This window comes from Steroidobacter sp. (genome assembly GCF_036402275.1).
In the GTDB taxonomy this organism is placed as follows: domain Bacteria; phylum Pseudomonadota; class Gammaproteobacteria; order Steroidobacterales; family Steroidobacteraceae; genus Steroidobacter.
In genome coordinates, this window is sequence record NZ_DASWTF010000037.1 from 33,376 (window position 1) to 52,695 (window position 19,320).

Below are 19,320 nucleotides of genomic sequence, written 5' to 3' on the forward strand. Positions count from 1 at the left end.
TTCACGCTCGGTATGTCGCATTGGTGAAGCGCATCACGGTCCCGGATTTAAGTTCTTACATTGCGCAGCATTCAATTACGTTACGCGCCGTCGTTCGTGCCGTAACTTCCGTGTGAGCCCTCCGGTACGACATAACGACTTGTCTTCAACGTCGAACGGGATTTCAGATGCTCAATCCGTTGGCCCGGATGCCACGAGCGGGACTGTTGGGATCATTGTCGAAAGCAGGGACGCGCCTGCTAGGGATGGTGATCCTGTTGTCGGCGGGGGCAGTGCACGCCACGCCGCTCATCGAAGCGCTCACGTTGCAAGACTCGGTGGATCCGGCGCCCGCCACCGGAGAGCTGACGTACACGATCCAGGTCAGCAACGTCAGTCTGACCACGCCGGCCACCGGCGTCGGGCTGAGCGTCCAATTGCCGACGGGCGTCACTTTCCTTTCCGCGAACAACGGCGGCTGCTCGCATTCATCCGGCACGGTGACCTGTTCGCTCGGAACATTCGCGCCAGAGCAGGATGTTTACATCGACATCGTCACCCGCGTGACCGCCCCCGGCGGATCCACGCTGACGGCGGTTGCGACGGCCACGTCGACGTCGTCTGGCGAAACTCCGAGCGTCATCGATCAGGACACCACTGTCATGGCGGGCGCCGATCTTGCGCTCACGATGGGCGCCGCGCCCGATCCGGTGACCGCGGGCGGCAACGTGACCTACACGTTGTCCGTGCAGAACCTTGGCCCCGACCCTTCCCAGACGCTGCAGATCGTCGACACGCTGCCGCCCAACGTCAGTTATGTTTCTTCGTCCGGTGCGGGTTGGTCGTGCTCGCCCGACGGCAACACGGTCACCTGTAATCGCAGCGGTTCGCTGGCGAACGGGGCGAGCAGTGTGCTCACCATCGTCGGTCGCGTGCAGAACTCGCTGAGCGGCACGATCACCAACTCGGCGACGTTGAGCGCCGCCACCGCCGACGGCTTGCCCAACAACAACACGGCCACCGCCCCGGTCACCGTGATCGCCGGCGCCGATCTGAGTCTGACCAAGCTTGCATCGCCGACGCCGATGATCTCGGGGCAGGCCGCGACGTTCACGTTGCAGCCACGCAATGCGGGTCCTGATCCAGCGGTCAACGTGACCGTCGTCGACGCGCTGCCGACGGGTTTCACCAGCATCGCTGCCAGCGGTACGAACTGGTCGTGCTCGGTCGATCAGTCGTCACGCCTAGTCACATGTACGCGCGCGTCCATGCCTGTGGGCGCGAGCAACGACATCACGATCACTGCGACTGCGCCCGATGACACTGTCGTGCCGCCGGGAGGTTTGGCGACCAGCAACACCGCCAACGCCAGCGCCACCTCGGCCGATCCGGACAACGGCAACAACGATGGCACCGTGAACATCACGATTCAGCGTGATGGCGCCGACATGTCCATCGAGAAGAGCAAGTCGCCCAATCCGGTGGCCGCCGGCTCGCCGCTCACCTCGACCATTCGTGCGACCAACAACGGTCCACGCGCGCTTGGCCCGACCGACACGATCACCATCACCGATACGCTGCCCACGGGCGAGACGTACGGTGGCGCGCCGTCGTTCTCGAATAACGGTTGGTCGTGCCTGTATACCAACGACGATCCGGCGTATTTCACGTGCTCGCGATCTGGCCCGCTGTCGGTCGGGCAAACCACGCCGCAGCTGACGCTCGTCACGACTGCATCGGCGCCAACCTCTCTCACTAACACCGCATGCGTCGCGATCGCAGGCGCGCAGTCGGACCCGAACAACACCAACAACTGCGTGAGCGCGAATTCGAGCTCCACCTCTGCGCACGGCGATCTGCGCATCGTCAAGGCGCAGAACCTGTCGACGGTGACCGCAACGGACAACTCGATCACTTACACGCTCACGATCGCCAACGACGGTCCGCAGGATTCGACCAACGTCGTGGTTCGCGACGTCATTCCGATGCGTACGACCGTGGTCGATAGCACTCCCACGGTTATCAACGCCAGCGCCGGCACAGGCAGCAAAGGCTCGACGGGTAGCTGCGTCGTAGCCGCGCAGGTCGTCACTTGCGACTATCCAGTCCTACGTTTCCAAAGCGCCGGCACTGGCGCACCGAACACCGCTGAAACCGCGACCATCACGATCACGGTGACGCGCCCGATGGCGGACGGGGCGTTCACCAACACCGCGACCGTCGATTCGACCAACGTCGGCGATCCGGACCGCGCCGACAACACGTCCTCGGTGAACACGACCGTCGACCCCGTCGCCGACGTTGAAGTCGAGGCCAAGACCGTCACCCCGTCCGCCGTCGAAGCAGGCGTCAACGCGACGTATGTGATCACCCTCGGCAATCGCGGGCCTTCGGTCGCGCAGAACGTCGTGCTCACGGATCAGTTCAATCCTGCCGGTGGCGATGCCGGCTACGACGTGATCTCGATCAGCACGACCAAAGGCACGTGCGACCCGCACGACGCGCTCAATCACCGCATCATTTGCAATATCGGCAGCCTCGCGGCCAACGAAGTGCAGACGGTGCAAGTCACCGTGCGTCCCATCTGGATGGCCGCGCCTCCGATGGGTCGCAACTTGCCGAACACGGCCACGGTCACGACCACCACGGCCGATTCGGATGCGAGCAACGACTCGAAGAACGCGACGCTGAGCATCACGCCCGCCGCGGTCGACCTGATCGCCAATATTTCGGACGTCTCGAGTATCGCCGGCATTGCGCCGGATCCGCTGGGTTACGACGGCGGCGCGCCCGCCACGAACCTCATCACCTATCGAGTCTCCGTTAGCAATTTAGGCCCGTCGGAAGCGACCTCGGTCGACTTCGTCAACACCTATGCGCCGCCCGCCGGACGGCAAGTCACATTCGTCTGCGATTCGTCGGACCCGCTGTCGTGTACTGGCGCGCCGATCTGTAGCAACGTCAGCGCTGGCACTGTCATTGGGCCTACGACGCAGGTCGTGACTTGCGCCGTCGGCGACATGGAAGCGGGCGCCTCGTTCGTGCGCTATTTGCGTTATCGCGTCGAGACCGATCCAGCTTCGACGGGCGACACCTATCAGAACTCGGTCCAGGTCGACTCGAACGAGAACGAGCCGAATACCGGCAACAACAACGCGACGGAGCCCACCGCCGTGCGCGCCAAAGCGGACTTGCAGGTGAGCAGCAAGACCGCGCTCATCAGCTCGCCGCCGTTGCAATTCGGCCAGACGTTCCAATGGCAGATCGTGGTGGCCAACAATGGACCCGGCACGGCTTATCAGTCCGTGTTGACGGACACACTGCCGGCGCACATGGAACTGGTGATGCCGTTCAACGCGAGCGTGAGTCCGTCCGGCAGCTGTTCCAACACCGGCATCACTCAGTTCTCGTGCAATCTAGGTGACATTCCTGCAGGCGCTGGCCAGAACCGCACGATCACCGTCGACGTGCTGATCCGTCGTCCGCCGTCGCCGCCGTATCCGTCGAGTTACAACAACACCGCCTCGGTCAGCACATTCAGCGTCGACCTGGTCTCCAGCAATAACTCGAACACCGGCTCCGTGAGCCTGGTGAAGTCGAGCATCGCCGGCAGGGTATATCGCGACAACGACAACGACGCGGTACTGGATGCGGGCGAAGCGGGCATCAACGGGGTCGCGCTGACGCTGACGGGCCAGGACGTGTTCGGCAACGTCGTGACTCGTAACGCGGCGACGGATGCGAGCGGCAACTATATCTTCGACAACCTCGAGCAATCGAACGGCGCGGGTTACACGATTACGCAGACGCAGCCGACCGGTTACAGCGACGGTCTGGAGACGGTGGGCGTGGGCACCGGTTCGAATCCGCCCGGCGGCACCGTCTCGGCCGCACTGAACTCGCAGACCATCGCCAACATCGTCCTCGACAAAGATCAGGTCGCCAGCGGCTACAACTTCGGCGAGCTGCGGCTCAACTCGCTGGCTGGCCGAGTGTTTGCCGACGTCGATAACGACGGCGTGTTCGATACCGGCGATCGCGGGCTCCAGAGCGTGGAGATCACGCTGACGGGCACCGACGTTCGCGGCGCGGCTGTTAACGTCGTGCGCAACACGGATGCGAACGGCAACTACTCGTTCACCAACGTGTTGCCGGGCAGCTATCAAATCATCGAGACGCAGCCGACGACTTTCCTCGACGGCGTGCACACGGCAGGCACACCCGCGGGCGACATCTCGGTCAACGATCAGGTCGCGCTGAACGTCACCGATCAGAATGGCACGGGCTACAACTTCGGCGAGCGGCCAGGCTCGATCAGCGGCCGCGTGTATCGCGACGCCAATCGCAACGGCACGCTCGATGGCAGCGAGGTGGGCATCGCCAACGTCACGATCACTTTGACCGCGACGGACGCGATCAACGGAGCGTTCACGCTCAATACGACGACCGACGCTTCTGGCAACTACAGCTTCAACACCGTTCCGGCTGGAACCTTCACGGTTACCGAGACGCAACCGACTGGCTTCGCGAGCACGACGCCGAACGACATTCCCGGGATCACGATCCCCGCGGGCGGCGTCAGCACCGGTCATAACTTCGGTGACTCGACGGCTGCCCTGCGTGGCACGGTGTTCTTCGATCGCGACGGCAACGGTGCGAATGGCGGGAGTGACACCGCGCTCAACGGGGTGACGCTCACACTCACGGGAACGGACGCCACCGGCGCCGCAGTGAATCTGATGGCAGTCACGAACGCGACTGGTGCGTTCTCCTTCGACGATCTGATTGCGCCTAATGCCTCGGGCTACACGCTCACTGAATCGCAACCGGCCGGGTACGACAACGGCCAGATCACCAGTGGCTCGCAGGGCGGCTCGGTGAGTCAAGGCTTGAACCGGGTCAGCGGGATTCTGCTCACGAGCGGTTCCGTGGCCGTCGACTACTTGTTCGCTGAGCTGGGCATGCCGATCTCGGGCATCGTGTATCGCGACGCGAGCCGCAATGGCGTCAAGGAGGCATCCGAGCCGGGCATCGCGAATGTCACGATGACGTTGCGCGATTCTCTCAACGCCGTTATCGCCACCACCACGACCGCCGCTGACGGCACGTACAGCTTCGGGTCCCATCCGGGCGGCAGTTACACCGTCGAACAGGCTCAGCCCGCGGGATTCTCGAGCGGCCCGGAGAACGCGAGCAACAGTGTGGCGCTCGCGCTCGTCGTCGGCACGCCTGCCGTCGTCGATTTCGGTGAGAGCACCGGTTCGCTGGCGGGCCTGGTGTTCATCGATGTCGATAGCGATGGCGTGCAGGATGTCGAGGACACCGGCCTGCCTGGCGTGAACCTCACGCTCACTGGTACCGATGCGCTCGGCGCTCCGGTCAACGCGAACGTAGCGACGAATGCGTCGGGCCAGTACGTTTTCAACGATCTGTTGTCGGGCACGTACTCGATCACCGAAACGCAACCCGCGTTCTTTGGCGACGGCTTGGAGGCGCTTGGCGCTGGCAATGTCGGCGGCACTGTCGGCAACGACGTGTACAGCGCAATTTCGCTGCCCGTCGGCGTACAGGCGACTGGATATAACTTTGCCGAATCCGGCTCCGCCGTCATCGGCGTGGTGTTCCGCGACTTCAATCGCGATGGCGTGCAGCAGCCCGGCGACACGCCGATTGCAAATGTCACGATCACACTGCGCGACGCAGGTAACACCATCGTCGGCACGACCACGACCGCAGCCGATGGCAGTTACATGATCGCGGGCATCGCTGCAGGCAACTACACAGTCATCGAAACGCAGCCGGATGGCTACGGCTCGGCGGCAACGTCGCCTGATACTGTTGCAGTCGTCGTTCCCACCAACGGCGTCGCGACGGCTTCGTTCGCCGATACGCTCTCGACGCTGGCAGGCGCTGTTTACATCGACTTGAACGGCAACGGCGTGCGCGATGCGGGCGAGGCGGGCATTGCATCCGTCACCGTGACATTGACCGGCACGGATATGAGCGGCGCGGCCGTCAATCGGAGCGTTGGCACCGATGCGACCGGCGCGTTCTTGTTCATCGACCTGCTGACGCCCACGGGCGCTGGTTACACGTTGACGCAGCCCACTCAACCGGCCGCGTACGCGGACGGCATCGACGCGGCTGGTACGGCAGGCGGCAGCGTTGGCAATGACGTAGTCACCGGCATCAACCTTGCGGTGAACACCGACGCGACCGGCTACTTGTTCGGCGAAGGCGGTTCGACGATCAGCGGTGTCGTGTTCAAGGATGTGAACGCCAACGGCACGCGCGAGGGTGGCGAGACCCCGCTCGCCAACGTCGTGATCGTTGCTCGCGACATTTCCAACACCATCGTCGCGACTACGACGACCGACGCGAGCGGTACATATACGTTCGTGGGTCTGCCGGCCGGCAACTACACGATCGAGGAAACACAACCAGCGGGCTACGGCAGCAGCACTCCGAACTCAGTATCGGTGACCGTGACCGCCGGCAGTTCCGCTAGCGCCAATTTCGGCGAAACCACTTCGAGCCTCGCTGGCCTCGTCTGGACGGACACGAACAACAATGGCGCGCGTGATGCCGGCGAACCGCCGATTGCGGGCGTCGCCATCGCGTTGACTGGCACTGATGCAACTGGCGCAGTCATCAACCTCGCTGCCACGACGGATGCGACAGGCGCATTCCAATTCGACGATCTGCTCGGCGGTACTTACAGCGTGAGCGAGACGCAGCCGGCCGCATACGTCGACGGTATCGATATTGCGGGTAGCGCAGGTGGCACTGTCGGGAACGATGTGATCTCCGCCATCGCGTTGCCGGCCGGCACGGCTGCGACCGGCTATAGCTTCGGCGAAATGGGCCAAGCGGTAGTGGGCCGCGTGTGGCGCGACAGCGATCGCGATGGAACGATCGATGCAAACGAGGTGGGCATCGCGGGTGTCACATTAACGTTGCGTAGCGGCGGCTCGATCGTCGCCACGACGACGACCGACACCGACGGCAACTACTCGTTCGTGAACGTTCCAGCCGGTCAGTACACGGTGGAGGAGACGCAGCCAGCGGGTTACGGCAGTTCCACACCCGACAGCGTCAATGTTCAGTTGATTACCGGCAGCGTCGCGCCGGCCATCGACTTCGGCGATACCGTCGGCAGCATCGCCGGCCGTGTTTATAACGACGCGAACAACAACGGCAGCATCGATGCGGGCGAGCCCGGCATTGCCGACGTGACTCTGCAACTCACCGGCGCCGACGCGCGCGGCATCGCTGTGCTGCTCAATGCAACCACTGACCGCGAGGGTCGGTATCGCTTCGACGATGTCGTCGGCGGCACGTACACACTGACCGAAACTCAGCCGGCCGGTTATCAGGACGGCACGGATACAGCAGGTACTGCCGGCGGTACTGTCAGTGGCGACGCCATCAGCGCGATTGCGCTCGGCGTGCAGACGGACGCAACGGGTTATCTGTTCGGTGAGCGCGGCGACTCGGCAAGCATCATCGGTCACGTGTGGCGCGACGCGGATCACGATCGCGTTCGAGAATCCGGCGAGATCGTGCTCGCGGACTGGATCGTCGAGCTGTACCAGGGAACGTTACTGGTGCAGTCGGTGCGCACCGATGCCAACGGCGCCTACGAATTCTCGAATGTCACATCGGGCAGCAATTACGAGATTCGCTTCCGCGAGCCGACCAGCAATGCCGTCTACGGCAAGGCGGTGACCAATGAAATTGGCGTCGACGCGGCTCCGGGCGTCGTTTCGAGCGCGAACCCGGGCGGCGCCGATCCACGCAGCGGTACGTTGCGCGGAATCATCCTGCCTCCGGGCAGTCAGCTCATCGAGCAGAGTCTTCCGCTCGACCCGATGGGTGTGGTTTACGACAGCGTGAGCCGCCAGCCAATTGCAGGCGCCACGGTCGCGTTGACGGGCCCCACGGGCTTCGATCCTGCCGTGCACTTGCTCGGTGGCGCGGTGAACGTCACTCAAGTCACTGGTGACGATGGCTTCTATCAGTTCCTGTTGCTGACCGGCGCGCCGGCGGGTGATTACTCACTCACTGTGACCCCGCCGATGGGCCGTTACATGCCCGGTCCGTCGACACTGATTCCGGTGTGCCCGGGCGTGCTTCAGGTTGGCGCGATCCCAGATCCTGCGCTCGTGCAGAGCTCTGTGTCGGCGCCTGCGATTGGCGTCGGCAATGTGCAGAGCTGCCCAACCAGTTCGGCAGGGCTGGCCGCCGGTGTGGACACGACTCAGTACTTCTTTGCCTTCAACCTCACGCCGGGCACGTCGGCGGACGTGATCAACAATCACGTGCCGGTCGATCCGATCCTGCAGGGCGCGATTGTGGTGACGAAGACCACGCCGATGGTCAACGTGACCCGAGGCGATCTCGTGCCGTACACGATCACGGTGACTAATACGTTGAACGCGACGCTCACGAACGTCGATGTTCGCGATCTGTTGCCGCCGGGCTTCGCGTATCGCACTGGCACCGCGTCGCTCAACGGCGCGATGTTGGAGCCGGAGCGCGTCGGTCGTCAGCTCACGTGGCGCGATCAGACCTTCGCGCCCACCGAGACCAAGACGTTCAAGCTGGTGCTGGTCGTCGGCTCCGGCGTGAGCGAAGGCGAGTACGTGAACCAGGCGTTCGCCCTGAACAATCTGATCGATCCGAGCCTCGCGGATCCGACGCTGTCGAACGTCGCGACCGCGGCCGTACGCATCGTGCCGGATCCGGTGTTCGATTGTTCCGATCTGATCGGCAAGGTGTTCGACGATCGCAACGCCAACGGCTATCAGGATCAGGACGAGCCCGGCTTGCCGAACGTCCGGGTCGTGACACTGAACGGCATCCTCGTGACCACGGACGCTGAAGGCCGGTTCCACGTGGCATGCGCCGCGATTCCGAACGAATATCGGGGCTCGAACTTCGTCATGAAGCTCGACGAGCGCACGCTGCCTTCCGGCTATCGCGTGACGACCGAGAATCCGCGCGATGTCCGCGTGACCCGCGGCAAGCTCACGAAGTTGAACTTCGGCGCGACGATTCATCGCGTCGTTCGGGTCGAAATCACGGATGCTGCCTTCGAGCCCGGCACGACGACGCTGCGCAGCGAGTGGCGTGAGCGATTGGCGGAGCTGCCAAAGACGCTCGCCGACAAGCCGTCGGTGGTGCGTGTCGGCTATGCCGGCGACGAGGATCCAAAGCTGGTGAAGCGTCGCAAGCAGACGCTGATCGAGCAGATTCGGGAACAATGGGAGGCGCTGCATCGCGAATATCCGCTGCACGTCGAGGACGAGACGGAGGTGCAGCCATGAACGGGCGCTCCATGCTGTTGGCGGCGACGATTGCCAACGTATTGATGATGGCGAGCTCGCATGCGGCGAGCGATGAGCTGATTCGTGGCAAGACTGTGGATCGCAGCACGTCCACCACGGTGTCACCGACGGCCAACATGGAGTTCAACACTCCGTTGGAGGGGCTGCCGGGACATTCCGACGTGCGTGTTCGCGATCTGGAGCTGATGCGCAAGTCGGTCGAGACTCTGCCGCGCGAGCAGGCCACCGAAGAACAAACGCTTTCGGATGCAGACCAAGGTGCGTTGTTCGAATCGGGTCGCGATGAACTGCTGCCATCCTCGCGCGAAGCCCTGACGCGCATCGCCGAAAAGTTGCGGACACGTAGCAATCTGCGAATCCTGGTTATCGGACACGCGGATGCACAGCGCCTGAGCCCCGCGACTCGTCAGCGCTTCGAGAACAATCAAAAGCTGTCGGAAGCTCGCGCCTACCAGGTGGCGCAGTTCCTGCGCATGAAGCTCGCGCTGAATCCGACCGCATTCACCATCATCGGCAAGGGCGATACTCAGCCCGTCGCGACCAATGCGACACCGGAAGGCATGGCGCGCAATCGCCGCGTCGAACTGCAGGTGTGGTACGACGTCGAGAAGCCGGCGAGCGCCAAAGCTCCCGTGGATCCGGATCGCTCGCTGTGCTCGACCAGCACTGCCTTGAGCGCTGCGCCACTTCGCATCACGGTGGATGGCCGTCCGATCGAAGGCATCGACAATCTCACCGAGGCGGACCATCAGCGCTGCGTCGACGTCGCCGTGAACCGCAACGACATCCAGATCCAGTTCGATCCGTTGAAGACCGAACCGGCGCTGAACATCACCGCCTGGCCGAGCAGCGTGGTCGCCGGCAAGCCGGTCGAGCTGATTTCATACAGCAACTACGTGCATTGGATTCGCAAGGCCGAAGTGCGTTTCTTCCTGCCCGCGCAGGATACGCGCGAGCAGCCGCTGGCGGTGGTGCCGATGGAGATCGGCTCGTCGCTGACGTGGACGCCAGATGCGAGCATTCCTGCTGAAAGCATGTACGTGCTCCGTGTTTATGATGAGAAGGGTCGCTTCGACGAAACCGCGCCGAAGCCGCTTACCATTGTCGATCGCGAACGACCGTCCACGGATGTGGAGCGTCCGGAACGCGAGCGACTGACGGGTTACGGCGAGAGCGCTCTAAAGATCCGAAACATCTCGGTGACTGGCGGCAGCGTCACCGTGAGTGGCCGCAATGTCGAGAAGGGCACCACGATCACAGCGCTGGGCGCATCCGTGCCGGTCGACGACAAGGGCAGCTTTGTGATCCGGCAGTTGCTGCCGTCGGGCCGGCACAGCGTACTCATCGAAGCCAAGCACAAGGACGGCGAGTTCGAGAAGTACACGCGAAATATCGAGCTGGCAGGGAGCAGCTGGTTCTACGTCGCGCTCGGCGAGATCACTGCGGCGAAGAACAGTACGACAGGTCCCGCGCAGCTGGTCACTCAGGACACCATGCGTTACGAGGACGACTCGGAGATCACCGGTCGCGGCGCGTTTTATGCCAAGGGCAAGATCGATACCGACTGGGTGGTGACGGCGAGCGCCGATACTCGCGAGCAGCCGCTCGAGGATCTGTTCAGTAATTTTGCGTCGAAGGACCCGCGCTATCTGCTCGAACGCATCGACGCCGAGCGCGCTTATCCGGTCTACGGCGACGACAGCAGCAGCGAGTGGGATGCGCCCACCAACGGTCGCTTCTATGTGCGTGTCGATCACAAGGATTCGCGCGCGGTCTGGGGTAACTTCCAGACCTCGTGGACCGGGCTGGAATTGAATCAGTTCAGCCGCGGTCTGTACGGCGCCGATGTGCTTTTCAAGTCCGAAAGCTCGACATCGTTCGGCGAACGACGCGTGACCAACGACGTATTCGCCGCCGAGCCCGGCACGCTGAACTCACGCGAAGAATTTCGCGGCACGGGCGGGTCGCTCTATTACTTGCGGCGTCAGGACATCACTCGTGGCTCCGAACGTTTGTGGATCGAAGTTCGCGATCCGACCTCCGGCATCACGTTGCAGCGTGCGCAGCTCATTCCGGGGCTGGATTACGAGTTGAGCTATCTGCAGGGCCGAGTGCTGCTGCGAGCGCCGTTGTCCTCGATCGCGGAAAGCAATTCGCTCGTGCAGCTCGGCAGCCTGAGCGGCAACTACGTCTATCTGGTCGCGACCTATGAATATGCGCCGGGGCTCAACGAGCTCGACAGCAACGTCTACGGTCTGCGGCACAGCTCGTGGATCAACGATTATGTGCGAGTGGGCTTGAGCGGCTACGAGCAGGGCGAGTCCGCGGACAAACAAACGCTGGGCGGTCTGGATATGACGCTGCGCTACAAGCCAGCCACTTATCTCGATCTGGAAGCGGCGCGCTCCGAGGGTGTCGGCACGCAGTTCGGTTCCATCGACGGCGGTTTTGGCTTCAACCAGAACCTCACGCCTGATGCGAAGGCCGACGCGTTCCGCGCGCAGGGCGTGTTCGATCTCGCCGAGTTCTCCTCCATGCGAGGCCGCGGCAGTGTGTACTGGCAGAATCGGGAGGCCGGATTTTCCGGGGCGGGCGCGTTGGTGGGTGGAGAGGAGGTCGAGCAGCTCGGCGCTGCTGTGAGCCTGCCCGTCGCCGAGCGCGTGTCCATCGATGCGAAAACGGACCAACGCGATGCGCGGACTGAGAGCATCGAGGCGCAGGAGCTCGCGCTTCACTATCAGACAACGGAAACCTGGAGCGTGAGCATCGGCGGCCGTCATGACGATCGCCAGAACGCGTTCGCGAATGCGAGCCCGTTGCTTTCGCAGAACGGCGAGCGCACCGACGCCATTGTTCGAATCGATTACAAACCTTTGCCCAAGGAAGAGGCAGAGCCGCTCACGCGCGCTCCAGGCACGAGCGCCGCGCCGACCAACGAATTCGACGTTACGCGTTCGGCTGTTCCGGCGGACCTGGCCGCGCAAGTCGCCGCCCGGCCGTCGTCATGGCAGGCGTATGGATTCGCGCAGGCCACTGTCGAACGAACGGGCACGCGAGACGAGAACAATCGCGGCGGCTTGGGCGCCGAAAAACAACTGACCGATCGGTTCCGTGTTGGCGCGGAAGTCTCGGAAGGCACCGGTGGCGTCGGCGGTAAGCTCAGTGGCGACTACCGCATCGACGATCGCGCGAATGTTTACTTTGGGCACACCGTCGAGACCGAGCGGCAGGATTCGTCTTACCGCGGCCGCTTTGGCAATACCGTCCTTGGCGCGCGCACCAAGCTCAGCGATCAAGTGAGTATTTATGACGAAGCGCGCAACGCGCGAGGCGCGGGGCCCGAAAGCCTGACCAATGCCTTCGGTGTCGACCTCGCGCCGAACGATCGCTGGACCTATGGCATCACTGCGGAAGTGGGCACGGTCAGCGATCCATTCGCCGGCGACCTCGAACGTCGGGCTGGCGGCCTCGGCATCGCCTATAAATATGAAGACGTGAAGTTCACGAGCAACCTCGAGTATCGTGACGAAGAGGGCACGAACGGCGAACGCAAAACCTGGCTGGCGCGTAACACGGCCGGTTTCCAGGTGACGCCGGACTGGCGACTGCTCGGCAAGGTCAATCTGTCGTTCAGCGAAGCGAGCGCGGGGAATTTCTACGACGGCGATTTCGTCGACGCTGCCCTCGGCGGTGCGTATCGCCCCATCGGCAGCGACCGCTGGAACACGTTGGTGCAGTATCGTTACTACTATACGCTTCCGTCACCGGGCCAGGTGAGCGCCAGCGACGACTTGCTCGACTATGCGCAGCGCAGCCACGTCGTGTCCATCGACACCATCTACGACGTGCTTCCCTGGTTGTCGTTCGGCACGAAGTACGCGCAGCGACTCGGCGAGTTGCGCGATACGCGCATCGGCGGCGACTGGTATTCGAGCCGGGCGGACCTGATGATCTTCCGGGCGGATTTGCACTTGGTGCACGAATGGGACGCCGTGCTCGAAGGAAGGAAGTTGACCGTGGCAGAGGCGCACGACTCGCGCAGCGGCATGCTCGCGGCCGTCTATCGCCATCTGAACACGCATGTGAAACTTGGCGCGGGTTATAACTTCACGGACTTCTCCGACGATCTCACCGACCTGTCGTATCGCAGCCGGGGACCGTTCATCAACATCCTGAGCACCTTCTAAAAATACAGGCGCGCCGTGTCGCAATGGCCCGGCGCGCAGTGGCCCGTCCCGGTTAGTCACGATGGCAGAACCGCGGATCTATGTACAATGCGCCTTCATGGCAGTTCCAGGTCCGTCTGCAGCGCACGCTGAGAAAAAAGTGCTGCTGGTCGAAGATGACCCGCTCGTGCAGGAATGGGTCAAGGCCATCCTCGAGCCCGCTGGATATACGGTCACCGCGGTCGATTCGATTCAGGCGGCGCGGCAGGCCGTCGCGCAAACTTTTCATCCCATCGCGATTCTGGATCGCAGACTCGCCGATGGCGACGGCCTCGCGCTCTGCGCCGATCTGCGCAATCCCGCGAATCCCAGACGAGTCTACGTATTAGTGCTCTCCACACGGGACACCGTGCTCGACGTGGGCGAAGGGCTGCGTGCGGGCGCCGACGCTTATCTGAGTAAGAGAACCTCTGAAGCCGAGCTGTTGGCCTACCTGGATGCCGCCGTGCTCGCGAACGAATTCGTTGCGCGGAGCAAAGCTCGCGGCTGAGCTGGGGCGCTCTCAACCGCTCCAGCGCGAGCCGCGAATCACCGAGCAGAAATTGCCCCGATGAAAGTGGGGATCTTTGTCCGCGAGCACATCGGCCTTCACATTGCCGAACGTGGTCTCGGGCTTGTGCTTGATGCCGTCGTAAAACGCCTGAATGATGTCTTCCTTGAACTTGGGCGTGCGCGGATACGCTCGAACCACCTGTTCGCGCACGGCATCTGAATAGGTCTCGTACGCGAGCCCCAGCACATCCATTTCCACACCTGCGGTCACCAGCGCGATCACCGGATGCATGTGGTTGGGAATGCCCGGTGTCGTGTGCAAGGCGATGGAAGTCCACACGGTGTCGACCTCGTGCTGGCCCACGCCATGCTGGCGCAGAAAGTCACGCGCGGCGTTGGCGCCGTCGACTTCGAAACGCTCGTTCTTGCTGCTGTACTTGGCGGTCAGGCCGAGGTCATGAAACATCGCGCCGACATAGAGCAGCTCGCGGTCGAACGTCAGCCCGCGGCGCTGCCCGGCGAGGGCGGCGAAGTAGTACACGCGCGACGAATGATTGAACAACAGCGGCGAGGCCACGTCGCGCACCAGTTCCGTCGCCTCTCGCACCATGGCGGTGTCAGGCGCTGCCACACCATCGATCTCGATCATTGCTTCACTCCTTTCTGTTCGGGGCTTTCAATGTATAGTCGCGGCTCTAAGGCTCAAACTGTCGCGATACGTCCAAAACGGACAGAACGGTTCGAGCCGGCCCTGGGGTGATTTCGATGAAGCGAATTGCAATGTTGGCGATGCCGGGCGTGCAGTTGCTCGACGTTTCGGGCCCGCTGGATGTGTTTGCCGAGGCAAATCTCCGCGTGGGGCGGAACGTCTATGAGCTGCTGGTGGTGAGTACCGAGCGTGAGATACGAAGCTCGTCGGGTACTCGCATCGTCGCCGACCATTTGATCGGGCGCGGCGAGCTCAAACAGCTCCACACCGTGCTGGTCGCGGGGCGGCCCAACGCGGCACAGCTCGAAATGGATAACCGAACGATCACGTGGCTCAAGAAAGCAGCTCGATCGGCGCGGCGTTACGGCTCCGTGTGCACCGGTGCATTCGTGCTGGCCGAAGCGGGGCTGCTGGAGAAGAAGAGAGTCACGACGCATTGGGCAGTCGCCGACGAACTGGCGCGACGCTTCCCTTCGCTCACTGTCGACGCCGACGCCATCCACGTTCGTGACGGGAAGGTGCGTACTGCCGCGGGTGTGACCGCCGGTCTCGATCTGGCATTGGCGCTGGTCGAAGAGGATTTGGGGCGCGAGGTGGCGATGGATGTGGCGGCCAGGCTCGTCATGTTCTTTCGGCGGCCCGGAGGTCAGCTGCAGTTCAGTCGCGCCGGCAAGGCCGCGCCGGTCGGGCGCTCAGCGCTGCAGGAAGTGCAGCGGTGGATCGCAACCGAACCTGCGGCCGATCACTCGGTGGAGCGACTCGCTCGACGCATGGGAATGAGTAGTCGCCACTTTTCACGACTGTTTCGACATGAGGTGGGCATGACGCCGGCGCGTTGGGTGGAGGCTGCGCGCATCTCTGCAGCTCGCGACATGCTGGAGCAGGGCGGTATTGCGCCGAAGCAAGTTGCCGCGCTCTGTGGATTTGCGAATGCCGACACGTTGCGGCGAGCATTCGCGAGGCATGTAGGGGTCTCCCCGGCCGAGTACCGACGCCTCCATCGCGTAGACGCTTAAGTAAATCCCCTGTTTCAGGTTTGGCCTGGGGTGCCGAGGACTTTAGCGAACTGCCGCGGAATACGCGGCGCCCCTCGGAACCATAACGATGCGCAACAACGGGCCAGTCACGAACGCGGAATACGTCCTTCCCGATGGGGAAGTGATCATCACGCACACCGACACGGACAGTCGCATCACCTACGCCAATCCGGCGTTCCTGACGAGCAGCGAATTTTCGCTCGAGGAATGCCTGGGTCAGCCGCAGAACCTGGTCCGACATCCCGATATGCCGAGGGAAGCGTTCGCGGACTTGTGGGCCACGATCCGGCAAGGCAAGAGCTGGACGGGCATCGTGAAGAATCGGCGCAAGAGCGGCGGCTTCTATTGGGTGCGCGCGAACGTCACGCCGATGATGGACGCCACGGGACGCATCGTCGGATACATGTCGGTGCGAACCACGCCCACGCGCGACGAAGTCACAGTCGCGGAGCGAGCTTACGCGGCCATTCGCGAAGGTCGCTCCGGAAGCCTTCGAGTTCAGCAGGGCCGGCTCGTCGATACGTCCATCGCGGGTTGGTATAGCAAGCTCGCTCACATGTCGCTGCGGACAGGGACCTGGATAGTGGTCGGCGCGTTGAGCGCGCTACTCGTGACCGCCGCGGGAATCAGCTATGTCAGCAGCGGCTTCGGCCCTGTCACTCTGCTCAATCTCATCGGCGCGGCGATTGCGGCCGCGAACATGCTCTACATCCAAGCCAGGGTCGTGCAGCCATTGTTGAGCCTGCAGCGCACGACGTTCCGTTTATTGAGCGGTGACACGGCCACTCGAATTCCAGCCGAAGGCGTCTCTTGCGTCGTGGCGGTCGCGGAGACCTTGGAACAGGTGCGAGTCAAACTCGACGGTGTGATGAAGGACAATCTGCTCGCGGCGGAGCAGGTGAGGCAGCGAGTGGGCCAGGTCGTCGATGCCAACGAAGAGCTGTCCCGACGAACCAACGAGCATGCCGCGAGCCTGGAGGAAACAGCGGCCTCGATCGAAGAGCTCACGGCGGCCGTGACGCGCAATACCCAAAGCTCCGTGCAAGCTGCGCAGTTGGGCCGCGAGTCTTCCGTTGCAACGACGCGTGGTCGCGACATCGTCGCGGATGTGCGGGCGACGATGGATGCAATTTCGGATTCCTCGAAGCGCATCGGCGAAATCGTCGGCATCATCGACGGCATCGCCTTCCAAACCAACTTGCTGGCGTTGAATGCGGCCGTGGAAGCGGCGCGCGCGGGCGATCAGGGGCGCGGCTTTGCAGTCGTGGCTCAGGAAGTTCGGCAGCTTGCCCAACGCTCGGCGAGCTCTGCTCGCGAGATTCGCGAGCTCATCCAGGCGTCTCAGCAGACGGTGCTTCGTGGCGGCGAGCTCGCCGGCGAGGCCGAAAGCTCCATGAAACAAGTGGTGGAGTCGGTCAAGAAAGTGACGGAAGTCGTCTCCGAAATCGAGACCGCGAGCCGCGAGCAGGCCAAGGGCATCGAGCAGATCAACAGCGCCGTATCGCAGATGGACTCGATGACCCAGGACGATGCACGCATGGCGGAGGAGCTCACCGGCGCTGCGCAAGAGCTGCAAGCTCAATCCCAGCAGATGCTCGCGGCCATCTCGGCCTTCTCGATGCACGGCGCGCATGACAAGAGCGAGCGAACACCGGCGAGAGCATCGTCCCCGCGCGTCGAAGGTAAGGCGGCTCCCAGGTTCAGCCGAGCCGCGTGATCTCAAAGATCAGTCCTTGAGCTCCGGCGGCACCTTGCCGCCGTGCGCCGCCAGCTGAGTCATGACCTGCTTGTGCAGCCAGATATTCATGGCGGCGGAATCGTTGGTATCGCCCTTGTAACCCAGCTCGCGGGCCAGTTCCTTCCGGTTCTCCAGGCTCGGATCCAGGCCGACGAGCTTCATGAGATCGACGATCGAGGTGCGCCAGTTCAGTTGCTGCTTCTGGTTCGCCGCCATCTGTTGCAACACGGCTTCTACATCCACTGCCGCGGCGGGGGCGGTGGCCGGCGTTGAAGAGGAGGCGGTGGACGTCGGCTTCGGCGCTGCCGTCGCTGCGGGTTTCGAGGCGGGAGCCGACGAAGGCGCCGGCGCGGCCTTGGCTTTGTTGCCGAGAATCGCGTCTTTGATGCGAGAGAAAATGCTCATGAATGTGCTCCCGGTCGATGCCATCGAACGTCGATGCAATCAAACGGCAGGCGCATCGTGATGTTCCGAAAAGTCAGCCGATCGTATCGATGAGCAGCGGCTTGTGTGCGAGCCGGTCGGGTCCGATGCCGTACAACATCGTCCGGGTCTGGACAGGAGTACAGCATGCAAACCAGCAAGAGTTTATTGATGGGGGTTCTCGCGGCCAGCGTCAGCGCGGGCGCGATGGGCGACGCCACTACGGCTGAGCAACTGGATGCGCCGGCCGTGGCGGCAGGTTGCGCGAGACAATTCGAGCGGGCGCAACGAATCGACATGGAGTCGTTTCGCGATTACGACGCGCAGACGTTCAGAGATGGACATCATCCGGACGCTGTCACGGTGTTCGCGAGCGGCGCGGTGCGTTACGGGATCGACGCTGTCATGGAAGCATTGCGCTCGCACTTCGAGAATCGCGAAGCCGTGTGGGCCTGGACGGAGAAGTACCGCGTCGTCGACGGATGCAAGTCCGCGTTCATCCTGTACGAAACGACGTACGACATTCCCTCGGTGGGCTACCACCAGCGCGCGCTCACCGGCGTCACCTACACCTATCACCGCGGCAAGTGGCTCGCCGTCGCCGATACAGGCACGTTATTGCCGCCTTGATTGACCGGCAGCGTGGCAGCCGCGTCCGACGAGCGGAACAACCGGAAGCGTCCGTCGTTGCACCTGCGGCTGCCACGTAAATTGCCGGAGAGCGTCATGAACACCAGCGTCGCCACTCGCATCAGTCCGAACATCACGACCATGATTCGGATCGATCATTCGCACGTGCTCGCGCTGTTCCATCGCTACAAGGCCGACACCCCGCCCAACAGGAAGCGCGCGCTGGTGCGGAATGCGTGCCTGGCGATCCAGGTGCATGCGCAACTGGAAGAGGAGATTTTCTACCCGGCGATGCGCAACGTGCTGAGCGGCGACGAGGTGCTGGAAAAGAGTGAGCCGGAGCACCAGGAGATGCGCAAGATCATCGACGAGTTGCGCGCGATGACCAGCGGCGAAGGCGCTGTCATCGATGCCTCGTGCGACGAGAAGTTCTTCGCGCTGATGCGGCTGGTCATTCATCACGTGGCGGATGAGGAGACGAAGCTGCTACCGGCAGCGGAGCGTCTGCTCGGCGACCGTTTGGCCGAGTTGGGCATGGAGATGACTCGGCGTCGCGTCGAGTTGATGAGACCTTATGCAGGCGAGTTCGCGGCCAACACAGTGCGTTCGTTTCCGGTGGGCGCTGCCGCCGGAGCGACCTTACTTACTGCGGGCGTTCTCGCGCTGGGCGCGATTGCGTTCGCACGACAGAAGGGCGGGCGTGGAGCGTCGCGCTGGTCGCGGCCCGGAAGGTGAG

The 19,320-nt window shown here is 63.0% G+C and carries 9 protein-coding genes; 7 read left to right on the top strand and 2 right to left on the bottom strand.

Features of this window, described 5'->3' with window-relative positions:
* Positions 1-167 precede the first annotated feature (167 nt).
* From VGD45_RS23705 to VGD45_RS23715, 3 genes are all read left to right on the top strand, one after another.
* Entirely contained in the window at positions 168-9,308 is a 9,141-nt protein-coding gene (locus VGD45_RS23705; protein ID WP_331157843.1) for an SdrD B-like domain-containing protein, read from the top strand.
* On the top strand, positions 9,305-13,516 hold the full coding sequence (locus tag VGD45_RS23710) for an OmpA family protein (protein ID WP_331157844.1): 4,212 nt from the start codon (positions 9,305-9,307) through the stop codon (positions 13,514-13,516). The genes VGD45_RS23705 and VGD45_RS23710 overlap by 4 nt, the downstream gene beginning before the upstream one ends.
* A 97-nt stretch (positions 13,517-13,613) precedes the next feature.
* Positions 13,614-14,045, top strand: a complete 432-nt coding sequence (locus tag VGD45_RS23715) for a response regulator transcription factor (RefSeq protein WP_331157845.1) — start codon at positions 13,614-13,616, stop codon at positions 14,043-14,045.
* 12 nt (positions 14,046-14,057) lie between these two features.
* On the opposite strand, the gene VGD45_RS23720 is transcribed toward VGD45_RS23715, so the two are convergent.
* Positions 14,058-14,696, bottom strand: coding sequence for an HD domain-containing protein (locus tag VGD45_RS23720; protein WP_331157846.1), 639 nt, complete (start codon positions 14,694-14,696; stop codon positions 14,058-14,060).
* Positions 14,697-14,812: 116 nt separating this feature from the next.
* Between VGD45_RS23720 and VGD45_RS23725 the strand changes: the two genes are divergently transcribed.
* Together VGD45_RS23725 and VGD45_RS23730 are read left to right on the top strand one after the other, a co-directional pair.
* Positions 14,813-15,772 carry a GlxA family transcriptional regulator gene (locus tag VGD45_RS23725; RefSeq protein ID WP_331157847.1) on the top strand — a complete coding sequence of 320 codons (960 nt, stop codon included), beginning with the start codon at positions 14,813-14,815 and terminating at the stop codon, positions 15,770-15,772.
* A gap of 88 nt (positions 15,773-15,860) precedes the next feature.
* Entirely contained in the window at positions 15,861-17,510 is a 1,650-nt protein-coding gene (locus tag VGD45_RS23730) for a methyl-accepting chemotaxis protein (RefSeq protein WP_331157848.1), read from the top strand.
* A 9-nt stretch (positions 17,511-17,519) separates the two neighbouring features.
* On the opposite strand, the gene VGD45_RS23735 is transcribed toward VGD45_RS23730, so the two are convergent.
* Positions 17,520-17,936 carry a DUF3597 domain-containing protein gene (locus tag VGD45_RS23735; RefSeq protein WP_331157849.1) on the bottom strand — a complete coding sequence of 139 codons (417 nt, stop codon included), beginning with the start codon at positions 17,934-17,936 and terminating at the stop codon, positions 17,520-17,522.
* 165 nt (positions 17,937-18,101) lie between these two features.
* Here VGD45_RS23735 and VGD45_RS23740 point away from each other — a divergent pair, with 165 nt between their 5' ends.
* Both VGD45_RS23740 and VGD45_RS23745 read left to right on the top strand, forming a co-directional pair.
* Complete coding sequence (locus VGD45_RS23740; protein ID WP_331157850.1) at positions 18,102-18,584, top strand: nuclear transport factor 2 family protein; 483 nt, start codon at positions 18,102-18,104, stop codon at positions 18,582-18,584.
* A gap of 96 nt (positions 18,585-18,680) precedes the next feature.
* On the top strand, positions 18,681-19,319 hold the full coding sequence (locus VGD45_RS23745) for a hemerythrin domain-containing protein (RefSeq protein ID WP_331157851.1): 639 nt from the start codon (positions 18,681-18,683) through the stop codon (positions 19,317-19,319).
* The last annotated feature ends 1 nt before the right edge of the window (position 19,320 follow it).